At 41.6% G+C, this 26,939-nt stretch carries 24 protein-coding genes and 2 tRNA genes; 7 read left to right on the top strand and 19 right to left on the bottom strand.

What is annotated here, in order from left to right; genetic code table 11:
- Positions 1-62 precede the first annotated feature (62 nt).
- On the top strand, positions 63-971 hold the full coding sequence (locus KIH88_RS02840; RefSeq protein ID WP_213988723.1) for a LysR family transcriptional regulator: 909 nt from the start codon (positions 63-65) through the stop codon (positions 969-971).
- A 30-nt stretch (positions 972-1,001) separates the two neighbouring features.
- Positions 1,002-2,801, top strand: coding sequence for an N-acetylmuramoyl-L-alanine amidase (locus KIH88_RS02835; protein WP_213988724.1), 1,800 nt, complete (start codon positions 1,002-1,004; stop codon positions 2,799-2,801).
- A gap of 28 nt (positions 2,802-2,829) precedes the next feature.
- Here the strand turns inward: KIH88_RS02835 and KIH88_RS02830 are convergent, their stop codons facing one another.
- From KIH88_RS02830 to KIH88_RS02760, 15 genes are all read right to left on the bottom strand, one after another.
- Positions 2,830-3,147 carry a hypothetical protein gene (locus KIH88_RS02830; RefSeq protein ID WP_084868433.1) on the bottom strand — a complete coding sequence of 106 codons (318 nt, stop codon included), beginning with the start codon at positions 3,145-3,147 and terminating at the stop codon, positions 2,830-2,832.
- A gap of 190 nt (positions 3,148-3,337) precedes the next feature.
- Positions 3,338-3,410: transfer RNA gene (locus KIH88_RS02825), tRNA-Thr, on the bottom strand.
- 99 nt (positions 3,411-3,509) lie between these two features.
- Entirely contained in the window at positions 3,510-4,295 is a 786-nt protein-coding gene (locus tag KIH88_RS02820; protein ID WP_213988725.1) for an ABC transporter permease, read from the bottom strand.
- A gap of 1 nt (position 4,296) precedes the next feature.
- Positions 4,297-5,115 carry an ABC transporter permease gene (locus KIH88_RS02815; protein WP_125841245.1) on the bottom strand — a complete coding sequence of 273 codons (819 nt, stop codon included), beginning with the start codon at positions 5,113-5,115 and terminating at the stop codon, positions 4,297-4,299.
- A 1-nt stretch (position 5,116) separates the two neighbouring features.
- The gene (locus KIH88_RS02810) at positions 5,117-6,109 is read right to left on the bottom strand and encodes an ABC transporter ATP-binding protein (RefSeq protein WP_213988726.1); all 993 of its coding nucleotides are present in this window, start codon (positions 6,107-6,109) and stop codon (positions 5,117-5,119) included.
- A 282-nt stretch (positions 6,110-6,391) separates the two neighbouring features.
- Complete coding sequence (locus tag KIH88_RS02805; protein ID WP_001019007.1) at positions 6,392-7,273, bottom strand: class II fructose-bisphosphate aldolase; 882 nt, start codon at positions 7,271-7,273, stop codon at positions 6,392-6,394.
- A gap of 138 nt (positions 7,274-7,411) precedes the next feature.
- A complete protein-coding gene (gene vncS, locus KIH88_RS02800) occupies positions 7,412-8,740 on the bottom strand; it encodes a sensor histidine kinase VncS (RefSeq protein ID WP_213988727.1) in 1,329 nt (442 codons plus the stop codon).
- Positions 8,737-9,393, bottom strand: a complete 657-nt coding sequence (gene vncR / locus KIH88_RS02795; protein ID WP_213988728.1) for a response regulator transcription factor VncR — start codon at positions 9,391-9,393, stop codon at positions 8,737-8,739. The genes vncS and vncR overlap by 4 nt, the downstream gene beginning before the upstream one ends.
- Before the next feature lie 140 nt (positions 9,394-9,533).
- On the bottom strand, positions 9,534-10,913 hold the full coding sequence (vex3, locus tag KIH88_RS02790; RefSeq protein WP_213988729.1) for an ABC transporter permease subunit Vex3: 1,380 nt from the start codon (positions 10,911-10,913) through the stop codon (positions 9,534-9,536).
- 285 nt (positions 10,914-11,198) lie between these two features.
- Complete coding sequence (gene vex2 / locus KIH88_RS02785) at positions 11,199-11,831, bottom strand: ABC transporter ATP-binding subunit Vex2 (protein WP_000173734.1); 633 nt, start codon at positions 11,829-11,831, stop codon at positions 11,199-11,201.
- A gap of 12 nt (positions 11,832-11,843) precedes the next feature.
- Positions 11,844-13,121 (bottom strand): ABC transporter permease, encoded by a 1,278-nt coding sequence (locus KIH88_RS02780; protein WP_213988730.1) that lies wholly within the window; start codon positions 13,119-13,121, stop codon positions 11,844-11,846.
- A gap of 384 nt (positions 13,122-13,505) precedes the next feature.
- Positions 13,506-13,591 (bottom strand) — tRNA-Leu (locus KIH88_RS02775).
- 80 nt (positions 13,592-13,671) lie between these two features.
- Positions 13,672-14,247: a cysteine hydrolase family protein gene (locus KIH88_RS02770; RefSeq protein WP_213988731.1), complete on the bottom strand. Its 576-nt coding sequence runs from the start codon at positions 14,245-14,247 to the stop codon at positions 13,672-13,674.
- Positions 14,247-15,035, bottom strand: a complete 789-nt coding sequence (gene codY, locus KIH88_RS02765; protein WP_213988732.1) for a GTP-sensing pleiotropic transcriptional regulator CodY — start codon at positions 15,033-15,035, stop codon at positions 14,247-14,249. Before codY ends, KIH88_RS02770 begins: the two co-directional genes overlap by 1 nt.
- Before the next feature lie 283 nt (positions 15,036-15,318).
- A complete protein-coding gene (locus KIH88_RS02760; protein WP_213988733.1) occupies positions 15,319-16,875 on the bottom strand; it encodes a DEAD/DEAH box helicase in 1,557 nt (518 codons plus the stop codon).
- 348 nt (positions 16,876-17,223) lie between these two features.
- Between KIH88_RS02760 and KIH88_RS02755 the strand changes: the two genes are divergently transcribed.
- The 5 genes from KIH88_RS02755 to KIH88_RS02735 all read left to right on the top strand — a co-directional run bounded on the left by KIH88_RS02755 (position 17,224) and on the right by KIH88_RS02735 (position 23,524).
- Positions 17,224-18,540: an FAD-containing oxidoreductase gene (locus KIH88_RS02755; protein ID WP_213988734.1), complete on the top strand. Its 1,317-nt coding sequence runs from the start codon at positions 17,224-17,226 to the stop codon at positions 18,538-18,540.
- A 601-nt stretch (positions 18,541-19,141) separates the two neighbouring features.
- A complete protein-coding gene (locus KIH88_RS02750) occupies positions 19,142-19,897 on the top strand; it encodes a hypothetical protein (protein WP_213988735.1) in 756 nt (251 codons plus the stop codon).
- 291 nt (positions 19,898-20,188) lie between these two features.
- Positions 20,189-21,532, top strand: coding sequence for a lipid II isoglutaminyl synthase subunit MurT (gene murT, locus KIH88_RS02745; RefSeq protein ID WP_213988736.1), 1,344 nt, complete (start codon positions 20,189-20,191; stop codon positions 21,530-21,532).
- A complete protein-coding gene (gene gatD / locus KIH88_RS02740; RefSeq protein WP_213988737.1) occupies positions 21,532-22,314 on the top strand; it encodes a lipid II isoglutaminyl synthase subunit GatD in 783 nt (260 codons plus the stop codon). The genes murT and gatD overlap by 1 nt, the downstream gene beginning before the upstream one ends.
- 127 nt (positions 22,315-22,441) lie before the next feature.
- A complete protein-coding gene (locus tag KIH88_RS02735) occupies positions 22,442-23,524 on the top strand; it encodes a M24 family metallopeptidase (protein WP_213988738.1) in 1,083 nt (360 codons plus the stop codon).
- A gap of 208 nt (positions 23,525-23,732) precedes the next feature.
- On the opposite strand, the gene KIH88_RS02730 is transcribed toward KIH88_RS02735, so the two are convergent.
- The 4 genes from KIH88_RS02730 to KIH88_RS02715 all read right to left on the bottom strand — a co-directional run bounded on the left by KIH88_RS02730 (position 23,733) and on the right by KIH88_RS02715 (position 26,935).
- A complete protein-coding gene (locus KIH88_RS02730) occupies positions 23,733-24,194 on the bottom strand; it encodes an ECF transporter S component (RefSeq protein WP_213988739.1) in 462 nt (153 codons plus the stop codon).
- Positions 24,172-24,945: a bifunctional hydroxymethylpyrimidine kinase/phosphomethylpyrimidine kinase gene (locus tag KIH88_RS02725; protein WP_084932961.1), complete on the bottom strand. Its 774-nt coding sequence runs from the start codon at positions 24,943-24,945 to the stop codon at positions 24,172-24,174. The genes KIH88_RS02730 and KIH88_RS02725 overlap by 23 nt, the downstream gene beginning before the upstream one ends.
- Positions 24,935-25,684, bottom strand: a complete 750-nt coding sequence (truA, locus tag KIH88_RS02720; protein ID WP_213988740.1) for a tRNA pseudouridine(38-40) synthase TruA — start codon at positions 25,682-25,684, stop codon at positions 24,935-24,937. The genes KIH88_RS02725 and truA overlap by 11 nt, the downstream gene beginning before the upstream one ends.
- A 99-nt stretch (positions 25,685-25,783) precedes the next feature.
- Positions 25,784-26,935, bottom strand: coding sequence for an MFS transporter (locus KIH88_RS02715; RefSeq protein ID WP_096421856.1), 1,152 nt, complete (start codon positions 26,933-26,935; stop codon positions 25,784-25,786).
- Between the last annotated feature and the right edge of the window lie 4 nt (positions 26,936-26,939).

The raw sequence follows: 26,939 nt of genomic DNA, 5'->3' as shown, positions 1-26,939 counted from the left end.
CTTTTCCCCTATTTTCTTCGTCTTCATTGCCCATTCTTCCGCAAGTGTGGTACAATAAAAACATGAGAATTCAACAACTACACTATATTATCAAAATCGTCGAAACTGGCTCTATGAATGAGGCAGCCAAGCAACTCTTTATCACCCAACCCAGTCTTTCAAATGCCGTTCGAGACTTGGAAAATGAAATGGGCATTGAAATCTTTATCCGCAATCCCAAGGGCATTACCTTAACCCGTGATGGGATGGAGTTTCTCTCCTACGCTCGTCAAGTTGTCGAGCAAACCCAGCTTCTGGAGGAACGCTATAAAAATCCTGTCGCCCACCGCGAACTTTTCAGCGTTTCTTCTCAGCACTATGCTTTTGTAGTCAATGCCTTTGTCTCTTTGCTCAAGAAGAGTGATATGGAAAAATACGAGCTTTTCCTTCGTGAAACTCGGACTTGGGAGATTATCGATGACGTCAAGAACTTCCGTAGTGAGGTTGGTGTCCTCTTTTTAAACAGCTACAACCGCGATGTTTTAACGAAAATGCTGGATGACAACCACCTGCTGGCTCACCATCTCTTTACTGCGCAACCGCATATCTTTGTCAGCAAGACCAACCCTCTGGCAAAGAAAGAAAAGGTGAAACTATCTGATTTGGAAAACTTCCCTTATCTCAGCTATGACCAGGGAACGCACAACTCCTTCTACTTTTCAGAGGAGATTCTTTCACAAGAGCACCACAAGAAATCCATCGTAGTCAGTGACCGTGCCACCCTCTTTAACCTTTTGATTGGTTTGGATGGTTACACTATTGCGACAGGGATTTTGAATAGCAACCTCAACGGAGACAACATCGTTTCCATTCCACTGGACATTGACGACCCGATTGAACTAGTCTATATCCAGCATGAAAAAACCAGCCTGTCTAAGATGGGTGAACGCTTTATCGAATACTTAGTAGAAGAAGTTCAATTCGATAATTAATAGGAAAAAGAAAAAGTTAGGAAATAGAAAGTGAAAAAGATACTACTGACTAGTGCTTTAATCCTTTCAATCGCAGGATTAGCACCCGCATCCGTCTTAGGAGAAGAAAACACAACTCAATCCACATCTGCTGTCAAGGAAGCAATTGCCAAAGAAGAAAAGAAAGAATCAAGTGTTGAGGAAAACTCTAAATCAGAAGTTCTTCCGAAAGTAGATGTGCAAGAAGACAAGCCCAAAAAAGAAGGATGGTACCAAGAAAATCGCCACTGGCGCTTTTACCAAGATGATAAGCCTGCTTTGAACTGGAAACAAATCCAAGGCAAATGGTACTACTTCGATCAAGATGGTAATCGTCTTCATTCTACTATCTACAAAGGCTATGCCTTTGACCAAGATGGGGTTATGATAGAAAATAGCTGGACCAATTTGGACAACCAATGGTATTATGCTGATTCCTCTGGACGACTAGCTCAGAACACCTGGAAAAAAATTAACGGCTCTTGGTACTATTTTGACCAAACTGGAAGCATGTTCAGCAACACTGCCGTCGACGGCTATCTGCTCACAAAAAGCGGAGCTATGGCAGAAAAGGGCTGGACTAAATTAGACCAAAATTGGTATTATGTCACACCATCTAGCAGAATCTCGCAAGACAAGTGGGAGAAAATCAACGGTTCTTGGTACTACTTTGATAAAAACGGCGTGATGCTCAGCCAGACAACAATTGGTGCCTACCTGCTTGACAGTAGCGGAGCCATGGCAGAAAACTCTTGGGTGAGAATCAATGAAAATTGGTATTACGCTAATGCATATGGGAAATATAGCCAAGACAAATGGGAGAAAATCAATGGTTCTTGGTATGCTTTTGAACAAAATGGAGTCATGCTTTCCAATAAATGGAAAGGAAGCTACTACCTCAAAGCCAGTGGGGCCATGGCGGAAAAAGAGTGGATTTTTGATAAATCCTACAATAGCTGGTTCTATCTAAAAGCGGATGGCCGTTATGCAAATCAGGAGTGGATTGGAGCATACTACCTCAAGTCTGGCGGTTATATGGCCAAGAATGAGTGGATTTATGACGACTATTACAAGGCTCGTTACTATTTGGACGATAGCGGACATTATGTATCAGGGACCTACAAGATAGACGGAAAGGAACATTTGTTCCAAAAATACGGCCAATGGATTTCTGAAGTTTCAACAGAAGGTGGATTTACAAAAGGTCAATACAGCAATACCATCTTCCTAGATCCTGGACATGGTGGTCAAGATTCAGGTGCCTTTTACTACAATGTCGCTGAGAAAGATCTCAATATGCAGATTTACCGTAAGCTTCGTACTAAGTTAGAAGAACTAGGCTACAAGGTCCTCACCTCTCGTGATAGTGATATTGACGTTGATTTTGTTACCGAACGTTCTCGTATGGTTAATAAGACCAACTCTGATATTTTTATCAGTATTCACTTCAACGCTACTGGTAATACCTACTCAAAAGCGAGCGGTATTCAAACCTACTCCTATAGAGATGAACCTGATTATCCAAGTAAGATTAATCAATACTGGCACAATCACCCTGATCGTATGAGTGAAAGCAAACGCCTCGCCGCTGCTATCCACTCCTCTCTCCTAGCCGAAACTGGTGCCAAGGATGCTGGCTTATTGGAAAGTAGCTTTGCCGTACTACGCGAAACTGCCAAACCAGCCGTCCTCCTAGAACTCGGTTATATGGATAATTTCACTGAGAATCAACGGATTCGTGATGATCGATACCAAGATAGACTAGTCGCAGGTATTGTGAAAGGCATCCAAAAATACTACGCTGGTCAGTAAAAAAAGTCTCGAGAAATCTCGAGACTTTTTATTTGTCTTCTTGTTTATCTTTATCAGGAAAGAGATAGCCAAGCCCTACACAAGCTAGCACACCGGCACCAATCACCAAACCACTTGAAATTGGCAAGAGATCCAAGATAGCATTTGCAATGATAAAGGCAATGATCAAGCACATGAGACTGGCTTTGTAGTCTTTTTTCAAAACGTTTTCTAGCGTGAAATAGAGGAACAATCCTACCGGAATGAGTGACCAGAGGTTGACATCCAAACTTGGCCATCCAACTGAGCCGAAATACAATACTAGTGCTGCTGCTACTAAAAATACAAGTCCCAATAATTTTTTCATTTTTTGTCTCCATTTTCTTTTTTGGGAACTTGAGTTGTCTGGCACCAACTCTTCACGCCCCTTACAAAAATCATTATAGCAGAGGGCTTCCCCCAGAACAAGCCCTTTTGCCTATCTGGTCTCTATCTCAGTCTAAGTGGTTGAATAGTAGTGATAAAAGAAAAAGAAGCCCTAATGGGCTTCTTGATTCTGCCGATTGCAGGGATCGAACCTGTGACCTACGCGTTACGAGTGCGTTGCTCTACCAACTGAGCTAAATCGGCTGTTACCCTTTTAGTATAGCACTCTGAAAATAGATGTCAAGAAATTTTCATCACCATTAGAAAAGCCTGTCCTGAGACAAGGCTTTGAGTTTCTTCCTTTTACGAACCCGCACTTTCGTAGGCGTCTAAGCCCCTGTCCCATAGTTTCAAAGAAATGACAAAAAAGACAAGGGAAATTAGAATCAAACCACCGATATTAAAGAAGACATCCTTATCCTGCAAGAAATAGCTGGCAGGATAATAGGCCGTAAAGGCGAAAGGTACAATAAAGCTAATTAACCAACGAAGGACCGAATTGTAAATGGAAATCGGATACTTGGCAAAGTCATTAAACATATAAAAAATGTAAATCATGGCTCCTGACTGCTTGGTCCAAAAGGCGATACTGGCTGTCGCGATTTTCAAGGAAGTATAGATCAAGGTCGCAAAAGGAATGCAGACTAGAAAAATCAGGAATTTTGGAAGAGTCCAAGCAATGCTTGATACTGTTGTCGCTAGTAAAATTCCACCGACCAATAGTTCGCCCAGGGCATCAATCTGAAAGGTCTCGACTAGGATGTGAAAGAGAGGATTGATAGGACGAGTCAGATACTTATCAAACTCTCCCTTTCGGACTAAGCGTTGTCCCAGTGCCCAGAGATTATCAAAAAAGAGATGATCCAATCCCTTGGGAATTAAGGAAAATCCATAGATAAAGGCAATCTCTTGGAAGGTCCAGCCTTCTAGGGATGGAATGTGTTGAAAGATGACATTGAGAAACAAGAGGTTCAGGCCTTGAGTCAGAAAAACTCCTAACACGCCCACCACAAAATCGACCTTGTATTCCATGATTTGCTTGATGTATTGTCTGATAAAAATCAGATGCATGCGTTGATATTTTTTCATACTAACCTCCCTGAATGGTGATGAATGACTGGACTCGTTTCCAAATCAGCTGAGACAAGCCCATCATCACTAAGAGCCAGAAAAACTGTAGCAAGAGTGCCTGAAGAATCTGACTGGCATCGTATTTCCCAACAATGATCATGACTGGAGTGTAGATCAAAGATGAGAAAGGCAAGAAGGAGAGAATAGCTGAAACAATCTTTGGAAAGAAAGCCAAGGGAATCAAACTTCCAGACATAAAGGCCACTATGGAAGTCTTGAGTAGATTAGAGCCCCATAAATTTTTAAATACAAAGGCTGAAAATCCAAAGCAGATATTAAAGAAAAAGTTAATCAGATAAGCCAGAGTTAAGCTAAAAAGATAAAGGACAGGTAATCCCAGCACTTCTACCATCCCTTGCCCAGATAAGATTTTCATCAAGACAATCACACTCAAGAAAGGAAGTCCGACACTGACAAAAATCAACCACTTGGACCCAAGCTCGGTAAAGAGGTAAGAAGCCGCAAAATGCACTGGTCTCAACAAGCGCATGATAATGGAACCATCCTTGACCTCCTCCCCAATCATAAAGGACGAATCTGACCTAGTCAGAAGATTGGTCACAAAACTCATAATGATGTAGAGGGTGATATCTGCCATACTAAAGCCCTGAATCAAAGACTCTTGCGAAGAATCAAAGACAGCCTTCCAGAGATAAAAAGCCACAAAAGCCCCCATGACATCGCCAATCCGATAGAGAATAAAGTTGACTCGATAGGTGATCAACTCCTGAATCCCTGCATTGATAAAGGGTTTATAACGTCTCCACAATTTGACCATCTTAGAGCTCCTTTCGATAGAAGCGACGGATAATATCCTCAATATCCGTATCCTCCATCTTCAAATCACGGACTTCAAAATCAGACAGGGTTTGCTTGATAATATCAGCCGACTGGTAGCGGGAACTATCAAATTCAATGTTGAGGCTATTTCCTTGTCTATCAACGGTCATATCAGGCAAGCCTTCAAAGTGAGAGACTAGCTGACTTTGCCCTGGCACCAATTCAAAGGAAAGAGTCTTCATCTTGCCAAAAGTTTCCTTGAGCTGGATCACCGTCCCATCAAAAATCTCCTGCCCCTTGTCAATCATAAAAATTCGATCACAAAGCTGCTCAATATCGCTCAGGTCATGAGTGGTCAAGAGAATGGTTGTTGCTTCCTCCTGATTGATTTGGGTAATGGCGCGACGAATGTTGTCCTTAACCGCAACGTCCAAACCAATGGTCGGCTCATCTAAAAAGAGAACCTTGGGATTGTGGAGCAAGGAAGCCGCAATGTCCGCCCGCATCCGTTGGCCAAGTGAAAGAGTTCGCACGGGATCCTTGATAAAGTCCTTCAAATCCAAGACTTCATTTAAAAAGTCCATGCGCTTATGGAAAAGAGAGTCTGGCACATCGTAAATTTCTTTTAACACCGTGTAGGTTTCTTGCAGAGCCAAATCCCACCATAGCTGGGTGCGTTGTCCAAATACCACTCCAATATCCTTGACATAGTCTTGGCGATTGTCCTGCGGAATTTTGCCATTAATCCGACAAAAACCAGATGTCGGTTTCAAAATCCCTGTCAGCATTTTGATGGTTGTCGACTTCCCAGCTCCATTTGCTCCGATAAAACCTAAAATTTGACCTTTTGGCACCTCAAAGGTTAAATCCTTGACCGCTTCAAAGGTCTGCTTTTCAGGATGAATAAAGGAGCGCAAAGCTCCTTTCAAACCTGGTTCCTTAACTGTTTTTACAAAATTTTTCTGAAGATTCTCTACTTCTATCATTGCCATATCTATCTCCCTATCGCAAGGAATAGCAACATTGTATTTTTGACTACAAATATTCTAAATCCTTACTTTCTAAACCCTTTACATTCTATTCTTACAGAAGGCTTTATACCAACCTATTATAGTCCAATAAAAAATGGAATGCAAGCGTTTGCCAAAAGATTATGAAATTAGAGATTTCACTCTAAAAATAATAGTTTTAATCAAAAATTCTGGTTTAGTAGTTTCCTTAAAACACAAAAAAACCTGCCCAATGGCAGGTTCTATCTGTATTGTTCAGCTAAATTAAGCTTTACCTTCTGAACCGAATACGTCGATACGTTCTTCAACAGCTTCTGTAATTGCTTCGAAACCTGGTTTCAAGAATTTACGTGGGTCAAAGAGTTTCTTCTTATCGTATTCTGCTTCGTTTGCTTCGTATTCAGCAACAAATTTACGAGTTGCGTTAGCAAATGCGATTTGGCATTCAGTGTTAACGTTAACTTTCGCAACACCAAGTTTGATAGCTGCTTGGATTTGGTCATCAGGAATACCTGAACCACCATGCAACACGATTGGGAAGCCTGGAACTGCTTCTGTCAATTTTTGCAAGTGATCAAGGTGAAGACCTTTCCAGTTTGCTGGGTAAGGACCGTGGATGTTACCGATACCAGCTGCCAAGAAGTCAATACCAGTTGCAACCATTGCTTTAGCATCTTCAATTGGAGCCAATTCACCATCACCAATGATTCCGTCTTCTTCACCACCGATAGTACCAACTTCAGCTTCTACTGATACGCCGTTTGCATGAGCAAATTCTACAACTTTACGAGCTTTTTCAAGGTTTTCTTCAACTGGAAGGTGTGAACCGTCAAACATAACTGAAGTATAACCAACTCGGATACATTCAAGTGCATCTTCATAATGACCATGGTCAAGGTGAATAGCAACTGGTACAGTAATTCCCATTGATTCTACAAGGTTTTCAATGAGAAGTTTACATACTTTGTAACCACCCATGTATTTCGCAGCACCCATAGAAGTTTGGATCAAAACTGGAGCTTTTTTAGCTTCTGCTGCACGCAAGATAGCTTGAGTCCACTCAAGGTTGTTTGTGTTAAATCCACCAACTGCATAACCGTTGTCACGAGCTGCTTGGACAAATTTTTCTGCTGAAACGATTGCCATTTTATCAGGCCTCCTGTATATTTTTATGGGTCAACCCATTTACATTGTTCATTTTATCACTTTTTGATAAAAAAAGCTAGTTTTTCCCATGCTTTAGATTGAATTTCTTCCAATCCGATCAATGTAAGCCTTTTCTTTTTAATCTTGGCTAACTCTAGGAAAGCGTATAAAGAAAGTCAAGCGATCATCCTTCCTTTCAAAACGATAAGGCAATTTCTCATGTTCTAATAAACTTTTGACCACAAAGAGTCCCATCCCCGAACCTTTGGCCTTGCGACTAGCATTTCCAGAAAAAGACTGGGCCAATTGTTCTTGTTCTTCAGGACTACAGCTATTCTCGATAAAGAGCTCCCCTTCCCTCTCGCCAATGCGGACCAAGCCGCCTGTAGTGGAGTGCTTGATAGCATTGCTGATGAGATTCGATAGGATTAGTTTCATGACAGATGGGTTTATGTAAGCCTGCTGATGGGTTAGGCTAATATCTACCTGAAGTTCTCTCTCCTTGGCGAGCAAAGCATAATCCTTAACCAGACTTTGCGTCATCTGAAGGAGGTCAACCTCTTCTTTCTCCTCTCGAATTTCCTGCACAGAAGAGAGAGAAAGTATCTGGAGAACGTGGTGACTGAGGTCGTCCACAATCCCCAAGGCAACTCCAAGATAGTGGTCTCTATCCTTATAACGGCCGATATTTTCTTTCATATTTTCGATTAGGATTTTGAGACTAGCCAGAGGGGTTTTCAGTTCATGAGAGGCCCCTCGTAGGAACTCAACCTTCATCTTCTCCAGCTGGAGAATAGCTTCATTCTTGTCATGCAAGTCCGCAATGACAGTCAAGAGATGCTGGTAAAGGCCATTGATTTGTTCCTTGAGATCACCTATCTCATCCTTAGAATCCACGCGCAATCGCACTTGGGCATCCAAATCCATCATCCGACGGGTCACCCGCTTGATTTCCAAAATCGGTGCAACAATGGTCCGAGCATAAATGTAAGCCACCAAGAGGGAAATCAGAAAGGATGCCAACAAGGTATAGGGGAGAAACTGAAGACTAATCTGCTCTGCTTCTTTTTGCAAATCCATGGACGCTAGAAACTGGAGAGTCATAGTCCCACCATCTTGCGTTTTTACCTCGCGTTCTTCAATAAAGAGGGAAGTTGTCTGGCGATCTGTATCTAATGGAAAATTATCCTTAACCTCTAACTTGTCCTCAGTCATCTCACCCTTAACGGAACCTTTGATATCACTGGTCTGGGAATACAAGTCTAACACTTGCTCGATACTCTGCCTATCCTTTCCGTCAAGGGACTGGGCAATGGCTGTCGCTTTCTGGCCAATGGTTTCCTGACGATGACTTAGATAAGTTGATGGAAAGAGAAAATAAATAGCTAAATGAAGACAAATAACCAGAACACTAAAAATCGAGAAGGTATAGATAAATATTTTAGTAAATAGACCTGTTCGTTTCATTTTCGCTCCAATTTATAACCAACATTGCGCACAGTGAGGATACAATCCAAGTCTAGCTTTTTCCGTAATTCCTTGATATAAACATCAATGACACGGTCAAAGGGAACCTCATCTGTCACCTTCCAGACAGCATCGATAATCTGAGAACGAGTCAAGGCCCGGCCTTCATTTTTCACCAGATAGTCCAGAATTTCCAACTCTTTGGCATTAATGGCCACTTCTTGACCTGCGAGGCTTGCACTGTAACTCTCAAAGTCCACCTTGGTATCCTTATAAGAGAAGATTCGTCCTGTATCGTAGTAGCGCTTGAAAATCGCGTCCACCCTTACTTTTAAAAGGGAGAGAGAAAAAGGCTTTTCCAGATAACCGTCTGCTAGAGAAGCAAAAGCACTCATCTTGTATTCTTCATCCTGAAAGGCGGTCAGCATCAAAATAGGAACCTGACTGGTTTTACGAATCTCAGCTAGGATTTCTAGGCCATTAAGCTTGGGCATCTGGATATCCAGCAGTACTAGAGCAACTTCATAGCTGGAAAATTTTTCCAGAGCTTCCTGACCGTCTGCTGCCTCAATGGTTTCATAACCACAATCTGTCAAATAGTCACTGATCCCTTCACGGATCATCTCTTCATCTTCTACAATTAAAATTTTCATAGAAAAACCTTTCACATTTCTTTAATTTTCTTTTAAATCCTCCCTGTTTCATCCTGAAAGGAAAGGCTTTAGGGAGATGAAATACATAAAAATGCTACCTATATTATACCCCATTTAGGGGAGAATAGGTAGCAAGTTTTTTATTCGCTATCGAGCAAGAGTTCTTTTGGTTGTTTTCTAAGGAGATTGCTTGAAGCAAGCGCCATAACGAGAACGACTAGAACTAAAGCAAGAACAAAGACGATGATAAAGTCTGATGTCTGAATGGAAATGTCTAAGCTCGATAAGGTCTTGCTAAAGCCATCTACTTCTGCACCACCACCAAGATTAGAGGCTTGAGCTGCCTTGCTGGCTTGCTTGGCAACACCTGAAGTAACATTGGCTAGGACAGTGTTTCCGATTGCACGAGCTGTATAGTTGGCTAGGAAGTAAGCAGAAACGAGAGCAGGGATAGCAATCAAGATTGATTCTGTGATAAATTGCCCCAAGATACTTGCCTGCTTGAGACCGATAGAGAGGAGAATTCCCACTTCCTTACGACGGGCGTTGATCCAAAGGCTGAGCAAGAGGGCAAGGAGAAGAACTGAGAAGCTCAAGCTACCCCAGAAGAGGAGGTTGGCCATCTTGTACATACCAGAGATGGATTGCTCAAGAGCTGGGTAGTTAGATGAACTCTTCACAAGTGTATAGCTCTTCCAGTTGATACCGCTGATGCCATTCAACTCTTTCATGACATCATCCAAGTTCTTGTCTGCTGTTACAAAGAAGGTTGCGTCCCCATAAATAGCTGTGTCTTCTGTGTATCCGTAAAGTTTTGCAGCAGTGTGAATGTCTGTGATAGCTGTGTTTTCATAGAGTTCTTGTGAGTAGGTTACTGCTGACTTATTATGACCATCAAAGAGTCCCTTGATTGTCACTTCAACTGTTTCCTTGGCACCTTTTTCATTGTCTGCATCGTAGACATTGGAATCCAGTTTAACCTTGTCCCCTACTTTCCAGCCGTGTTTGGCTGCCAAGTCCTTGTGCAAGAGGATCTTGTCCTTGTCGTCGTTGGTTAGGTGCTCACCTTCAACCAGCTTATATGAGCCAGAGACAAACTTATCTTCTTTTGAGGAGTCATTGACACCTGTAATCATCAAACTGCTTCCAAACCGTTTGGCACGATCTGCAGTGAGATTTTTCTTGGTTTCTGGCGTTTCAATCAGGTCATATCCAGTTAAATCTCCGATAGCGTTGATACGTTTAACATAAGACTCGATAGCCTTGTTTTCGGTGATTTTTTTGATATCCTCACCCTTGATATTCCCAGCACCACGTGGCGTTCCTTGATTGACGCGACGATTGATTTGCATGGAGAAGCTATTGGTGATATTTTTAAAGGTCTCCTGAGAAGCCTTGGCAGTAGCTCCCTTGATCGACAAGCCGACCAAACTCAAGCTCGCCATGAGGAGAATAATCAGGAAGATAACAATCGATTTGAAAAACTTCCTTGTAACATAGGCAAATGCGTTGTGTAGCATAGGTTTCCTTTCTAGATTTTGTTCTATTTCAATGTCTTATAACTTATATAAATTATTTTTTTACTATTTCCCTTAGATTGTGCGGACGGGAGCAACTTCCTGTAGGAATTTCATCCCTAATTTTTGAGCCATATGTCTCAAAAATTCCGGCCTAGATAATAACTCTGTTATTATCTAGGCTATCACTATTGCGGGAAATAGTTATCAAAGACTCACTTTGTTTATTATTACTTTACACGTATCTGGTTACCAACTAATACTATTTTAAAGTTTAATAACTAGATTCTATATTTCAGTCAGTTTCTTGTCCTTCAATTCAAGTGTAATATCTGACGCTTGTGCCACTTCTTTACTGTGGGTGACGACGATCACACATTTACCTGTTTTCTCGGCAAGTGATTTGAGCAGTTCGATAATATCTCCAGCAGTTTTAGGGTCCAGATTTCCTGTTGGCTCATCAGCTAGAATAACCGGAGCTTCTGAGACTAAACTGCGAGCGATGGCTACACGTTGCTGTTGACCACCTGATAACTGGAGAACATTCCGCTTGATCTGACTTTCATCCAAACCAAGCTCAAGAAGTGTATCCTTGCTTGCCTTTTTGTTGACCAAGCGGATATTTTCCAGCGGAGAAAGATAATCTATCAAGTTATAATTTTGAAAGACCAGGGAAATATGGTGCATGCGATGGTAAGAATACCCCTTATTCCGAATGTCCTCTCCTTGGAAAAGGATAGAACCTTCAACAGGGCTATCTAGACCAGCCAGTAGGGACAAGAGAGTGGATTTTCCTGCTCCTGACTCACCAATGATACTATAAAATTTTCCGGGTTCAAAATTATACTTGATCTGATATAAAACTGCTTCAGCAGTGTTCTTATAACGGTAGGTAACATCTTGCAATTGTAATAAAGTCATGATTTCTCCTTCTTAACTAATAGATGATAAAATTTCTTTCGGCGATTTTCTAAATAAGAATAGGAAACAAAGGGCTACAGACAAGCAACCAATCAGGAGCAGAAAGACATAGGATTCTGCAAAGGATAGGAGACTAGTTGATAGACCGCTTGCTTTGGCCAGCGTGTCTTGTAAGCTTGCCTGATCTCCACTGGCTAGTACAGTTTGGAGCAGATAGGATGTGATGGCATTTCCAGCGATAAAGGATGGAAGCAAAGCTCCGAGAGATACCAACACTACCTCTAAACAGAACTGTAGGAAGATCGAGCTCTTGCTTTTTCCAAGTGCGAGTAAAATTCCCACTTCGTAGACTCTTTCTCTCAACCAGAGAGACAAGACCAAAATCAAAGCTCCTGCTCCTGCTATCAACATCCCATAAAGGAAGATGGTGAGGAAGGTTTGGAAGGTTGCAACTGAGTCTTTGATTTGTTCAAAGGCCTTGTTTTCCTTCTCAACTTGGTAACCTTGACTTTCTAAAGCCAAGGTTTCCACCTGCTTCATGAGTCCGTCCATTTCCTTAGGATTTTCTACATAGAAGCGCGCTGCACTGACTTGTGGTTCACTATTTCCCAGAAGGCTTTGGCTACTTTCATAGTCTGTAAAGACTTGGTTTTCACTGAAGTCAGAAGACAAGCCTGTGAATTTTTCTTGTTTTTTACCAGAAAAGATACCGACAATCTCAAACTCTACTGTTTGCCCTTTTCCAGCTTCGGACTGACCAGCATCCAAGCGAATCTTGTCATGAAGCGAAAGACCGTTCTTCTTGGCCAACTCTTCGTGGATAAGGATTTTCTTGGAGTCCCCTTTTTGAAGGTGTCGCCCTTCTTTTAGATTGAAAGCCGAACTGGTAAAGGTGACATCCTTGGATGAATCTTCAAGAGCCGTTAAGCTAACCAAGTTCTTGTCCGCGGCTGACAAATCATCACGTTCTACGCTCTGCTCACCACTCACCGCTTCCTTGTCTTTCAGTTTTGCGACCGTCTCGAGTTCAGGAGAGACATTTTCCAGTCCCTTAATCTTGCTAACGGATGCTAGGTCAGACAACTTGAAGGTCTGTCCATTTTCTATCTTTTTGATAGAAAAAGATGTATTGAGTGATTTGTAAAGATTGCTTTCTACTGTTTTGTTGGACTTCATCAGAGTCAAACAGGCTGAAATTCCTGCCAAAAGGACAAATAAAATCAGAAATAAAATAAAACTTCTCAGTCGTTTTCTGCTGACATAAGCCCAAGCTCTTTGGATTGGATTCATTTGTCACCTCCATATTTGTAAGACTATTATAAAATCCAAATATGAAATGTTTATGAAATCGAAAAATTTTTTTGAAAAAAACAAAAAAAGCTAGCGAACGCTAACCTTCCTTCATATATAAGGAAAAATAGTACCAATCAAAAATCTACTTCATTTTAAAAATGATAGTCATATCTTTCTGATTAGTAATTTTCCATCTCCTAAGTTCTTCATTTTCTGACTAGTGTTTGAGGATATTCTTGATAGAATGAAATGGAAAACTCAGTTTAAATGTTCTGATACAATCACTGTTCTTGATGCCAATATTTTCGATACACGAAACGTAGCCTCTAGTCTTCTTTGTAAAAACAAAAAAGAGCTAGACACAGCTAACTCTTACCCCTATGCGGAGAGAGGGACTTGAACCCTCACGACCTAAAGCGGTCACAGGATCCTTAGTCCTGCGCGTCTGCCAATTCCGCCATCCCCGCGTCGATTACCTAACTAGTATATCAACTTTCAAAATCTTTGTCAACACTTTTTTCAGATTTTTTTCATTTTTCCAAGGGAATCATTCTTTAATTTCAGACAGGTTTTCATCCAACAATTTGGCTCCCAGAGTGTTCTTAAAATGTCCAAGAGCAAACTGATGATTTTCTGGCCAGATAGAGGCAACCGCAGGCTTGACAACCTCGATTTGATAACCTAGATTATAAGCATCAATAGCCGTATGAAGAACACAAATATCCGTCAAAACACCTGTTAAGATAACAGTATCAACCCGACGTTCCCGCAAACGAATATCAAGATCCGTTCCTGAAAATGCTGAATAGTGACGCTTATCCATCCAAAAGACGCGACTATCCGCCTCATGCTCAGCATAAAAGTCAGCTAGGGGGCCATAAAGGTTACGCCCACTAGTTCCGATGATATTGTGTGGTGGAAAGAGTTTGCTTTCTGGGTGGAATGCATCCTTCTCTTCATGAGCATCAATGGTGAAAAAGATATAGTCCCCACGTTCAAAAGCCAATCTGGTTACCTGATCAATGGCTTTTGATATTGCTTGAGCAGGTGCCCCTGCAGTCAGCTTTCCATGGTCTGCTACGAAATCCTCTGTATAGTCAATTGAGATTAAAGCCTTTGCCATTAGTAGTCCCTCTTTTTCACTTCCTCAAAAATATCACCAATTAGAACTTTGAGATAAGTCCCCTTCATTCCTAATGATCGACTCTCAATAATTCCCGCTGACTCCAATTTACGAAGCGCATTGACAATCACTGAGCGTGTAATGCCAATACGGTCTGCAATAACTGATGCAGTCAGCTGCCCTTCATTTCCATCCAATTCAGCTAAAATAGCTGATACGGCACGAAGTTCTGAATAGGAAAGGGTGTTGACCGCCATGGTAACAGCCGTACGACGGCGAATATTCTTCTCATCTTCTTCACGTTGGAAGTTCAAGAGTTGAATCCCTACCACCGTGCTCGCAATCTCGACAAGAATCAAATCTTCATCTTCAAACTTCTTGTCATTACGCCAAATAATCAACGAACCTAGGCGAATCCCTGATACATGAATCGGAGCGATGGTCGTCAACCCATCTGGAAAGTCCTCACGGCTCTCCACAGGGAAAATGGTCAAATCATGTTCAACAGGAAGGTTGGCTTCCGTGTCATAAATCATGTTTGCCCCTTGTACATAGACGTCAGGGAAGGTTTTGGTTTGGAAGAACTGTTCTACACGGTCATTATTGGTCTTATAACGCATAAAGTAGCCCAAGAGACGTCCCTTGTTATTCACAATACAAGCGTTACAATCAATAATATCAGCTAACTGGCGTGTGATCGCATTGTAAGGAAGTTCATCTTGGAGTTGCTCCTCAGAGCGCTTTAGAATAGACGTGATTTTTCTTGTTTTTTCTAATAAATGTGCCATTTTTTACCTCGCATATAATCGCTTCCATTATAACATAGAAAAGTCTTTATTTCAATAATTATCTGAAAATTGCTTATTTAATTGCAATTTTGAACAGCAAAAATATTTTAGAAAAAAAAGCGATTTTTTTATTGACATCCTATTTTATTTTTGATATTATAACATTATAAGAAGATGACATGATAAATCCCTTTCCGTTTCACCTATCCTTTACTATCACCATCTTCTTTTACCCTTGGTCTCCTTATATATAAAAGCGATTCATAATGTGAATCGCTTTTTCCTATTTGTCTCCTTTGTTACGAATAACAAAGCCTGTTTTCTTTTCGCTTGAAGTGTTACGAGGTTTTTTATTGTCTTTATTACGATAGCGTCTGTCTTTATCAAAACGATCGTTCCCGCGGTTGCCTTTTTTGAAATCATCACGGCGACCACCACAACGGTTGTCTCCTCGACGATTGTCGCGTCCACGATTACCTCCAGAACGTCCATTTCCTGACGGTTTGAACGGCAGTGGTTTTTCACGTGCAATCTCCACTTCAGGAAGGCTATCTGGATCTTGGACTGTCAGACTCAAGATATACATAGCCAATTCTTCTGGACTAAATTCTGCAGCTAACTTACGAGCATCTTTAGCAAATTTCTCAAAGTTCCCACGAATAGTTTCATCCGCAAAATCACGTTCGATTTTCTTGAGAGCTACCTGTTTCTTAGCTTGGAAGGCTTCCTCTGCTGTTGCTGGTTTTAAGCCTTTCATGCGTTTCTTAGTCAAATTCTCGATAATTTGAAGGTAGCCCATTTCGTTTGGAGCTACGAAAGTAATAGACTGACCTGACTTACCAGCACGACCTGTACGACCGATACGGTGAACATAACTTTCAGGATCTTGTGGAATATCGTAGTTGTAGACATGGGTCACACCTGAGATATCCAAACCACGTGCTGCCACGTCTGTCGCAACTAGAACATCAAGATTCCCATTTTTAAAATCACGAAGGACACGAAGGCGTTTATTTTGGTCCAAATCACCATGAATTCCTTCTGCACGGAAGCCACGAATTTTCAGTCCACGAGTCAATTCATCTACACGGCGTTTGGTACGACCAAATACGATAGCAAGTTCTGGTTGTTCCACATCCATGAGACGCGTCATAGTATCAAATTTTTCTTGTTCTTTGACACGGATATAGTACTGATCCACCAGCTCTGTTGTCAATTCCTTGGCAGCAATCTTGACATGTTCAGGGTCTTTCATAAACTGAACACCGATACGTTTGATAGCGTCTGGCATGGTTGCTGAGAAGAGCAAGGTTTGACGATTTGCAGGGACACGAGAAATGATGGCTTCGATGTCTTCAAGGAAGCCCATGTTGAGCATTTCATCCGCTTCATCAAGGATCAGAGTTTCAATGTCTTGTAATTTCAAGGCCTTGCGTTTAATCAAGTCCAAGAGACGGCCTGGTGTTCCTACCACGATGTGGGCACCAGATTTAAGGGCCTTGATTTGTTTTTCAATGCTGGAACCACCGTAAACTGAGCGAACTTTCACTCCTTTGCTACGGCCAAAGCGGAAGAGTTCCTCTTGACTTTGGACAGCGAGTTCACGAGTTGGAGCAATGACCAAGGCTTGGATGGTCGCTTCTTCTGTACGGATTTTTTCAAGGGTTGGCAAGCCAAATGCTGCGGTTTTCCCTGTACCAGTCTGAGCTTGACCAATAACGTCTTTTCCTTCGAGAGCCAAGGGAATGGTCTGTTCTTGGATAGGACTGGCTTCTACAAATCCAGCTTTTTCAATCTCTGCTAACAAATCAGCAGACAAGTTAAATTCATTAAATTTCACGTTTTTCTTCTTTCTAAAGATGGTGCGAAGCCATCCTATAGCGCTTAGTATATACTTTTCTTTTCATGATGTATCTTCTTAAAAAACGAGATACCGTGTTGCTTCTTTTCCACGAAAGAAAAGTACGAGTTTCTTTGCAACCTATCTAGTATAACACAAGAGCGGGGCAAAAGATAGTCTAACCACTTGATTAAAACATGTAAACGATTTTCTAGCTGTAAAGTAGCCTGAAACTTGTTTATCAAAGGATTTGAAGGGACCATTTCAAACGTACTTCATTTCCCGTAGCAGATTTGTGCAAAAGTTTTTTTCTTGTGCTAGAATTAAATCAAATAGGAGGATTTAAAAATGTTAACATACGATTTAATTGTCATTGGATTTGGTAAAGCCGGTAAGACTTTGGCTGCTAAGATGAATGCGGCTGGAAAAAAAGTTGCTGTCATCGAGCGCAGTAAAGCGATGTATGGTGGTACTTGCATTAATATTGCTTGTATCCCAACCAAGACTATGATTGTAGCGGCTGAAAAGGGCTGGTCATTTGACGATACCATGAAAGAGCGTGGTGCGGTGACTGGTCGTCTTAACGCTAAAAATTATAAAATGTTGGCCGATAATGGCGTTGATGTCATTGATGCAGAGGCACATTTCGTGTCAAATAAGGTGATCGAGATCCAGGCTGGTGACGAAAAACAAGAAATGACTGCTGAAACAATCGTCATCAACACTGGCGCTGTTTCAAACGTCTTGCCAATTCCTGGACTTGCTACAAGTAAAAATGTCTTTGACTCAACAGGTATCCAAAACTTGGACAAATTGCCTGAAAAACTTGGAGTCCTTGGTGGTGGAAACATCGGTCTTGAATTTGCTGGACTCTACAACAAACTTGGTAGCAAAGTCACAGTCCTAGATGCCTTGGATACATTCCTTCCTCGTGCAGAACCTTCCATCGCAGCTCTTGCCAAACAGTACATGGAAGAAGACGGTATTGAATTGCTTCAAAACATCCGTACTACTGAAATCAAAAACGACGGAGACCAAGTCCTTGTCGTAACTGAAAACGAAACCTACCGTTTCGACGCCCTTCTCTACGCAACTGGACGTAAGCCAAACGTAGAACCACTTCAACTTGAGAATACCGATATTGAACTAACTGAACGCGGTGCTATCAAAGTAGACAAACATTGTCAAACAAACGTTCCTGGTGTCTTTGCAGTTGGAGACGTCAACGGTGGACCTCAATTTACCTACATCTCACTTGATGACTTCCGTGTTGTCTACAGCTACCTTGCTGGAGATGGCAGCTACACTCTTGAAGACCGTCTCAATGTACCAAACACCATGTTCATCACACCTTCACTTTCACAAGTTGGTTTGACAGAAAGCCAAGCAGCTGATTTGAAACTTCCATACGCTGTGAAAGAAATCCCTGTTGCAGCAATGCCTCGTGGTCACGTAAATGGCGACCTTCGTGGAGCCTTCAAAGCTGTTGTGAATACTGAAACAAAAGAAATTATTGGTGCAACTATCTTCTCAGAAGGTTCTCAAGAAATCATCAACATCATCACTGTTGCGATGGACAACAAGATTCCTTACACTTACTTCACAAAACAAATCTTCACTCACCCAACCTTGGCTGAGAACTTGAATGACTTGTTTGCGATTTAAGTTGAGACTTCTTGGTATCTCACAGCCCTCATCGGGCTGTTTTTGTTTCTGCAAAATCTCAAATCTATCTTTTCCCTCTTTTATGATATAATGTCCAAACTTTACTTAGCAGTCCTAATTATATATTGAGTCTCAGGTCGCTCTTTTAAATATCAGCAATACATATGACTTTAAATAACTTGCTTCAACTCATCGTTTTATGAGTAATTTAAAAAGATATTTTGCAATGATTGTTTCGTGCCTAATTAGGTAAATTAGGCACTCTTCGCGCGGTCATATGTGTATTTTCATCATTTGTGAGAAGATTTTACTGTTTGCAACTTGATGGCTAAGTCGATATATTTTTTCTTCTTAAATATTTTACAAATTATTTGATCTTTTTAAAGATAAGAATCACTTTCTAATCAATCAAAGGATACTTCAAATTTCTTCGTTCTTGATAATATGAGCAATACTCCGCAAAATGTTTAAACTTTATCATTGTAAAAAATATCGAAAGAAATCCCATATTACATTAGTATATATTTGGTATGGGATGAAATTGACTTTCGAAAATATTAACTATATAATGTCTGTAAACAAGAAACAATGAGGTAACGATATGAATAAAACAGAATTACTATTACAAAGACTAAATGATATTGGTCAGTCTCTAAAAGATTCTAGACAAGCACTAGCTTTGCTGGCACTTGGTTCTTGCGGATCAGAAAGAGAACGATTGGATCAGTACTCCGATTTGGATTTCTTTGTTATTGTAAAAGATGGCTACAAGCAGGCCTATATCCAGGACCTAATCTGGTTAAGTAAGCTAGAACCAATTGCATTTCACTACCAAAATACAGTGGACGGACATAAAGTTCTATTTGAAGATGATGTTTTTTGTGAATTTGCTATCTTTGAAGCTCACGAACTAGTAAACATTCCCTTCGCTGAAGGCAAAATTATCTGGAAGGAGGTCGGTTTTGATGGAACAATCTGCCAGCCACAAAGATTGCCATCAAAAGAAAATAGAGATCGTGAATGGCTGTTGGGAGAAATTTTATGCAACCTATATATAGGACTAGGTCGCTATCAACGAGGGGAAAAATTGGCTGCTTATGATTTCATCCAAAACAGATCTGTCAAACTCTGGACTGAACTAATCAATTTGGAAAAAACTTCTAAATCTAATTTTATAGATATTTTTAACAGCAACAGACGATTTGAAAAAGGTTATCCAAATGAAGCCAAACAATTACCCTACTTTTTGCAAGGTTACGAACGAATTTCTGAATCTGCTCAGGCACTCCTAGAATATCTTGATAAACACTATCCTCTTAACGCATTTATAAAAGAAAAAATTCGTAATTTATTATAAAAGAGACTTTCCAAAAAATGATCTAAATCCCAAAAGTTAGGTATCTTTGTCAACTATAATGGATTAATGAAATTTTAAAACCTGTATAGGATAATCAATGTCCTCTCCTTTCTTATGTTCAGAGCAAGAAAGATTTATTTCTTAAAGTTGCCAAAGTTATCAAATTCAAAGATATTGTATTTGATTGGTTTAATCAGAACCTAAAAAGCACCTCTAAGGTTACTTCTTTAGTTGATCTTAGAGGTTACTTTAGTTATTGGACTGCTGGGCGCAGTATGATATAATAGAAACATGAAATTAAAAACTACTTTGGGCCTCCTAGCTGGGCGTTCTTCTCACTTCATCTTGAGCCGTCTTGGCCGAGGAAGTACGCTCCCAGGAAAACTCGCCCTTCAATTTGATAAAGATATTTTACAAAATCTAGCTAAGAACTACGAGATTGTCGTGGTCACTGGAACCAACGGGAAAACCCTCACAACTGCTCTCACTGTCGGCATTCTAAAAGAGGTCTATGGTCGGGTTCTGACCAATCCTAGTGGTGCCAACATGATCACAGGGATTACGACAACCTTCTTGACGGCCAAATCCTCTAAAACTGGGAAAAACATTGCTGTTCTAGAAATTGACGAAGCCAGTCTATCTCGTATCTGTGACTACATCCATCCTAGCCTTTTTGTCATCACTAATATCTTCCGTGACCAGATGGACCGCTATGGTGAGATTTACACAACTTATAACATGATTTTGGATGCCATTCGTAAGGTGCCTACGGCTACTGTCCTCCTCAATGGTGACAGTCCACTTTTCTACAAACCAGCTATTCCAAATCCTGTACAGTATTTTGGTTTTGACTTGGAAAAAGGGCCAGCCAAACTAGCTCACTATAATACCGAAGGGATTCTCTGCCCTGACTGTCAAGGCATCCTCAAATATGAACTCAATACTTATGCCAACTTGGGTGCCTATATCTGTGAAAATTGTGGTTGCAAACGTCCTGATCTCGACTATCGCTTGACAAAACTGGTTGAGTTGACCAACAATCGCTCCCGCTTTGTCATTGACGGACAAGAATACGGTATTCAAATCGGTGGACTCTACAACATCTACAATGCCCTTGCTGCGGTTGCCATCGCCCGTTTCCTCGGGGCTGATTCACAACTCATCAAGCAAGGATTTGACAAGAGCCGTGCTGTCTTTGGTCGTCAGGAAACCTTCCATATCGGCGACAAGGAATGTACTCTCGTCTTGATTAAGAATCCAGTCGGTGCTACCCAAGCTATCGAAATGATTAAACTAGCTCCTTATCCATTTAGCCTATCTGTCCTTCTCAATGCCAACTATGCAGACGGAATTGACACTAGCTGGATCTGGGATGCGGACTTTGAACAGATAACTGACATGGACATTCCCGAAGTCAACGCTGGCGGTGTTCGCCATTCTGAAATTGCTCGTCGTCTTCGTGTGACAGGCTATCCAGCTGATAAAATCACTGAAACAAACAGTCTGGAGCAAGTTCTCAAAACCATTGAGAAGCAAGACTGCAAGCATGCCTATATCCTTGCGACCTATACGGCGATGCTGGAATTCCGCGAGCTGCTGGCTAGTCGTCAGATTGTTAGAAAGGAGATGAACTAATGGTTTATACTTCACTTTCCTCAAAAGCTGGCAACTACCCTTATCAGCTCAACATTGCCCACCTCTATGGAAACCTCATGAATACTTACGGGGACAATGGAAATATCCTCATGCTCAAGTATGTGGCTGAGAAACTCGGAGCTCATGTAACAGTTGACATCGTTTCTCTCCATGATGACTTTGATGAAAACCACTACGACATCGCCTTTTTCGGTGGGGGGCAAGACTTTGAACAAAGCATCATCGCAGGAGACTTACCTGCTAAAAAAGAGAGCATTGACAACTACATCCAAAACGACGGTGTGGTTCTAGCCATCTGTGGTGGTTTTCAACTATTGGGGCAATATTATGTTGAAGCTTCAGGTAAGCGCATCGAAGGGCTAGGTGTCATGGGCCACTATACGCTCAACCAGACCAATAACCGCTTTATCGGTGACATCAAGATTCACAATGAAGATTTCGATGAGACCTATTATGGATTTGAAAATCACCAAGGTCGTACCTTCCTCTCAGATGACCAAAAACCACTGGGTCAGGTTGTCTATGGAAATGGAAATAACGAAGAAAAGATCGGCGAAGGGGTTCATTATAAGAATGTCTTTGGTTCCTACTTCCACGGACCTATCCTCTCTCGTAATGCCAATCTAGCTTATCGTCTAGTCACTACTGCCCTCAAGAAGAAATACGGTCAGGACATCCAACTCCCTGCCTATGAAGAAATACTCAGTCAAGAAATCGCTGAAGAATACAGCGACGTCAAAAGCAAGGCTGACTTTTCTTAAACTAAGGAAAATTCGATCAAAGAACTCCCCTATCATATCGGAGTTCTTTTTGCCTGTTCTTTTACCCTTCTCCCTTGCATTTTCTCTCTTTTTTTGCCAAAATAGAGGGGTAGAAAGAAGGTAGCATATGTCTAAATTACAACAAATCGTAACATATCTTGAATCAGAAAAACTAGACGTCGCTGTCGTATCTGACCCCGTCACTATTAATTACCTCACTGGTTTTTACAGTGACCCTCATGAACGCCAAATGTTCCTTTTTGTCCTAGCGGACCGGGAACCTCTCCTTTTTGTCCCAGCCCTTGAAGTGGAGCGTGCAACCAGCACTGTTTCCTTCCCAGTAGTGGGCTATGTGGATTCTGAAAATCCATGGCAAAAAATCAAAAATGCCTTGCCACAGCACGATTTCAAACGTGTCGCTGTCGAGTTTGACAATCTCATCTTAACCAAATACCATGGTTTGAAAGCAGTCTTTGAAACTGCTGAGTTTGAAAACCTCACTCCTCGCATCCAACGCATGCGCCTCATTAAATCAGCCGATGAAGTGCAAAAAATGATGGTTGCAGGTCTCTATGCTGATAAAGCTGTAAAAGTTGGTTTTGACAACATTTCTCTTGATAAGACTGAGACAGATATCATCGCCCAAATCGACTTCGCCTTAAAACGTGAAGGCTATGAAATGAGTTTTGATACCATGGTCTTGACTGGTGACAATGCTGCAAATCCACACGGAATTCCTGGTGCAAACAAGGTTGAAAAAGACGCCCTTCTCCTCTTTGACCTGGGTGTTATGGTCAATGGCTACGCATCAGATATGACTCGTACAGTCGCTGTCGGCAAACCAGACCAATTCAAGAAAGATATTTACAACTTGACCCTTGAAGCCCAACAAGCTGCTCTTGACTTTATCAAACCTGGCGTGACTGCTCATGAAGTAGACCGCGCTGCCCGTGAAGTCATCGAAAAAGCTGGTTACGGTGAGTACTTCAACCACCGTCTCGGTCACGGTATCGGTATGGATGTCCACGAATTCCCATCTATCATGGAAGGAAACGACATGGTCATCGAAGAAGGCATGTGCTTCTCTGTTGAACCAGGTATCTATATCCCTGGTAAAGTCGGAGTTCGTATCGAAGATTGTGGTGTTGTTACCAAGGATGGCTTTGACCTCTTTACAAGCACCAGCAAAGACTTGCTTTATTTTGATTAATATTCATCTAATACTCAATGAAAATCAAAGAACAAACTAGGAAACTAGCCGCAGGCTGTACTTGAGTACGGCAAGGCGACGTTGACGCGGTTTGAATTTGATTTTCGAAGAGTATAAAATCTTCCCACAATAAAACGCATAGTATCAAGGTTTTTCAACACTTGATATTATGCGTTTTTCTGATTTTTAGAACTTTTCTCCAGCCGCTTTACTTAATTTTCTTAATACTTTGACTAAGCACAAACCCTACAACCATACCCACGATATTTTGCAGGAAGTTTGGTAGGATTTCTGGTAGGGCTGCTGCCCAGCCATTCATCAAAGTTGAACCCAAGGCGTAGCCTCCTACCATGACAATCGTTGCCAAGATAAGGCTTAGCCACTGAGATTTCCCTTTAAATCCTGCGAAAAATCCCTGCAAGCCATGGTTTACCAAGCTAAAGAACATCCACTGAGGGTAGCCTGATAAGAGGTCAATCAAGAAACCTGCTAGACCTCCAACGACAGCCCCCTCTTTACTACCAAAGTAGAAGGCCGCAAAGAAGATACCCGCATCTAAGAGAGTTAGAATACCTGTTGGTGTCGGGATTTTTAAGAAATAACCTAGAACTACAGAAAGGGCGGTTAATAGAGATAAAAGAGCGATTTTAGTTGTTTTGGTTTGCTTCATATTGTCTTACTCCATATTGATCTGCTTGTGCAATAGCACGGTAAACGAAAGCTTTCGAGCTCTCTACTGCTGGTAAAAGTTCATCCCCTTTAACCAAGTGACTGGCAATGCTTGAGGCAAAGGTACAACCTGCACCAGCATTTTGGCCTTGGATAACAGGATTTTCTAGGACAGTAAAGGTTTGTCCATCATAAAAGATATCTACAGCCTTGTCCTGACTAAGGCGATTGCCTCCCTTGATAATGACTGCTGACGCTCCTAAATCATGCAATTTCTGCGCTGCAGCTTTCATATCTTCCAATGTTTTAATTTCCTGACCAGCCAATAATTCTGCTTCAGGAAGATTTGGCGTAATCACACTAACATGAGGGAAAAAACGAATCAACTCTTGACAGAGTTGGCTGACTGCTACATCGTGCGTTTCCTTGCAGACCAAGACGGGGTCCAGTACCACAGGCACTCCAGGACGTTGCTTGATAAAGTCCAAGGCCTTCTCAGCCACGCTGACAGTAGGAAGAAGGCCAATCTTAATCCCTGCAAACTCGACATCACGCAAGCTATTCAACTCATGTTGAAAAATAGTATCATCCGTAGGAAAGACCTCAAAGCCCTTTTCAGTCAAGGCCGTCAAACAAGTCACTGCTACAAAGCCATGCAAGCCGTTCAAGGTATAGGTAGCCAAATCAGCTGACAAACCACCACCACTAAAAATATCATTCCCAGAAAGGGCTAAAATACGATTATTCTTCATAACGAATCTCCTTTAAATACAAGCCATTCGGTGCTGCTGTTGGACCTGCAAGTTGCCTGTCCTTCTTCTCCAAGATGAGGTCAATCTGCTCTACTGGCATTCTATTATTTCCGATTTTGAGCAGCGTCCCCACCATATTGCGAATCTGCTTATACAAGAAGCCATTTCCTGAAAAGGTAAAGGTCAAAAATTGGCCTGTCTCATCGACTGTTAAACTCGCTTCTGTAATGGTCCGAACCTTGTCCTCTACACTGGTTCCAGATGCTGTAAAACCGGTGAAATCATGGGTTCCCTCTAGCTTTTTGATTGCCATCTGCATCCGCTCCACATCAAGCGGATAGGGAAAGTGAGTAGCGTAGTGACGACGCATAGGATTTTTGGGGCGCCCTCTATCCACGATAAACTCATAAGTCTTGCTATGTTTTGCATAACGACAATGAAAATCATCCGCCACAATCTCAATCGAAATCACATCAATATCTTCTGGAGACTGGGTATCCAGAGCAAAACGGAGTTTTTCCTCATCCATCTGATAGGGCAGGTCAAAATGAATAACCTGTCCTAGAGCATGAACCCCACTATCAGTCCTACCAGCACCGTGAACAGTGATGGCTTGCCCCTTATTGAGTCTCGTTAACGTTTTTTCAATTTCTTCCTGAACGCTCCGCGCATGAGGCTGCCGCTGAAAACCAGCAAAGGCATAACCGTCATAGGAAATGATTGCTTTATATCTTGTCATAACTTCTATTTTATCAGGAAAGTAGTCTCGTAACAAGCTACAAAATTTAAAATTGTCCGGGTACAAAAAATTGAAAAAGAAAAACTTAGGAAACCAATCCTAAGCTCTCTTTTGAAGTGCGTACATAACAAAGATAGAAGTGACAATCAACCAGCAGCCTAGAATGGCGAAGACCAACATACCGTTTTGAGTCACCAAGCCAATCGCCCCAAGAATGAAAGGTGTGGTAAAGGCACCAAAGCTACATCCTAACACTGCGAAGGAAGTTGCCTGATTAAGGAGCTTGGCTGGAATTCTCTCCGATAAAATCTGAAAGACAGTGGTCAAGGCCACACTATAAGAAAAACCTGCCACAACACTTCCAATTACCATCACACCCAATGACGGAGACAAGGCAATCACAATTTGCCCCAATCCAAAGGCGATACCTGACCAAAGGAGCAATTTTTCTTTAAATAAAGAGATGAAGAAAGAAAAACTCACACCAGCCAAGATACCAATCAACTGCATGATACTTAAAACCAAGCTCGATAACTGGGCATCTCCTAGACCTCTTTCCACCATCAGACTAGGAATACGAATGGTGATAGCCGTATTGGTGCAGACAACAACTGCTGCTTCGACAGCCAATAGAAAAATTAATCCTTTCATCTTTCCTGTCAAACGAGTCGATTCGGTCTCTTTTTTCTTTGTTTCTTTCTTTTCTTTCCCATAAGGGACAAAGAGCAGATAAAGAATCAATACTAAAAATCCCGCACTGTAGGCCAAGAAGGTCACTGTCCATCCCAAGGATAAGAGTTGACCGACCACTAGAGTCAAAATCGATGCCCCGACAACTTCTGCTGATCCGCGAAGACCCAACATCTGAATCCGTGTCTTTCCATGATAGCGTTCGCTGATGATAGAAATAGCCTTGGCATTGATCATCCCAACACCCAAGCCAAATAAAATCCGCATCGCAAAGACAAAGTTGTACTCCTGATACCAGAAGGGAGCTGTTCCACCGATAGAGAGGATGAGAAGGCCCAGACTAATCTGAAGTCGCTCAGGAAACAAACGCTCCAAAAAACCATTTAAAACCAGCATAATCATGATTCCAAAAGAAGGGAGACTGACCAGGAGCTCGATTTGTTCTTTAGGGTAGCCTTGATAGTAGTCAAACATGGCTGGCAGAGCACTTGAGATGGAGAAGGAGGTAATCAAAACGAGGGAGAGGGCCAAAATACTAGCCCGTTCTAAAAATTGTTTCATGAAT

Origin of the sequence: Streptococcus oralis, assembly GCF_018448765.2 — a bacterium.
In the GTDB taxonomy this organism is placed as follows: Bacteria; Bacillota; Bacilli; order Lactobacillales; family Streptococcaceae; genus Streptococcus; species Streptococcus oralis_BM.
The sequence above is the reverse complement of the archived record's forward strand: the minus strand, read 5'-3'. Positions and strand labels throughout refer to the sequence as shown.

Excerpts from the sequence above, each read along its gene's own strand:
- KIH88_RS02735 (WP_213988738.1), top strand. The coding sequence starts at position 22,442 with ATGTCTAAATTACAACAAATCGTAACATATCTTGAATCAGAAAAACTA.
- KIH88_RS02770 (WP_213988731.1), bottom strand. The coding sequence starts at position 14,247 with ATGGCAAAGGCTTTAATCTCAATTGACTATACAGAGGATTTCGTAGCA.
- vncR (WP_213988728.1), bottom strand. The coding sequence starts at position 9,393 with ATGAAAATTTTAATTGTAGAAGATGAAGAGATGATCCGTGAAGGGATC.
- vncS (WP_213988727.1), bottom strand. The coding sequence starts at position 8,740 with ATGAAACGAACAGGTCTATTTACTAAAATATTTATCTATACCTTCTCG.
- KIH88_RS02840 (WP_213988723.1), top strand. The coding sequence starts at position 63 with ATGAGAATTCAACAACTACACTATATTATCAAAATCGTCGAAACTGGC.
- KIH88_RS02810 (WP_213988726.1), bottom strand. The coding sequence starts at position 6,109 with ATGGCAATGATAGAAGTAGAGAATCTTCAGAAAAATTTTGTAAAAACA.
- KIH88_RS02715 (WP_096421856.1), bottom strand. The coding sequence starts at position 26,935 with ATGAAACAATTTTTAGAACGGGCTAGTATTTTGGCCCTCTCCCTCGTT.
- codY (WP_213988732.1), bottom strand. The coding sequence starts at position 15,035 with ATGGCACATTTATTAGAAAAAACAAGAAAAATCACGTCTATTCTAAAG.
- KIH88_RS02815 (WP_125841245.1), bottom strand. The coding sequence starts at position 5,115 with ATGGTCAAATTGTGGAGACGTTATAAACCCTTTATCAATGCAGGGATT.
- KIH88_RS02730 (WP_213988739.1), bottom strand. The coding sequence starts at position 24,194 with ATGAAGCAAACCAAAACAACTAAAATCGCTCTTTTATCTCTATTAACC.
- vex2 (WP_000173734.1), bottom strand. The coding sequence starts at position 11,831 with ATGACTTTATTACAATTGCAAGATGTTACCTACCGTTATAAGAACACT.
- truA (WP_213988740.1), bottom strand. The coding sequence starts at position 25,684 with ATGACAAGATATAAAGCAATCATTTCCTATGACGGTTATGCCTTTGCT.
- murT (WP_213988736.1), top strand. The coding sequence starts at position 20,189 with ATGAAATTAAAAACTACTTTGGGCCTCCTAGCTGGGCGTTCTTCTCAC.
- KIH88_RS02805 (WP_001019007.1), bottom strand. The coding sequence starts at position 7,273 with ATGGCAATCGTTTCAGCAGAAAAATTTGTCCAAGCAGCTCGTGACAAC.
- KIH88_RS02830 (WP_084868433.1), bottom strand. The coding sequence starts at position 3,147 with ATGAAAAAATTATTGGGACTTGTATTTTTAGTAGCAGCAGCACTAGTA.
- KIH88_RS02725 (WP_084932961.1), bottom strand. The coding sequence starts at position 24,945 with ATGAAGAATAATCGTATTTTAGCCCTTTCTGGGAATGATATTTTTAGT.
- KIH88_RS02755 (WP_213988734.1), top strand. The coding sequence starts at position 17,224 with ATGTTAACATACGATTTAATTGTCATTGGATTTGGTAAAGCCGGTAAG.
- gatD (WP_213988737.1), top strand. The coding sequence starts at position 21,532 with ATGGTTTATACTTCACTTTCCTCAAAAGCTGGCAACTACCCTTATCAG.
- KIH88_RS02780 (WP_213988730.1), bottom strand. The coding sequence starts at position 13,121 with ATGAATCCAATCCAAAGAGCTTGGGCTTATGTCAGCAGAAAACGACTG.
- KIH88_RS02750 (WP_213988735.1), top strand. The coding sequence starts at position 19,142 with ATGAATAAAACAGAATTACTATTACAAAGACTAAATGATATTGGTCAG.
- KIH88_RS02820 (WP_213988725.1), bottom strand. The coding sequence starts at position 4,295 with ATGAAAAAATATCAACGCATGCATCTGATTTTTATCAGACAATACATC.
- vex3 (WP_213988729.1), bottom strand. The coding sequence starts at position 10,913 with ATGCTACACAACGCATTTGCCTATGTTACAAGGAAGTTTTTCAAATCG.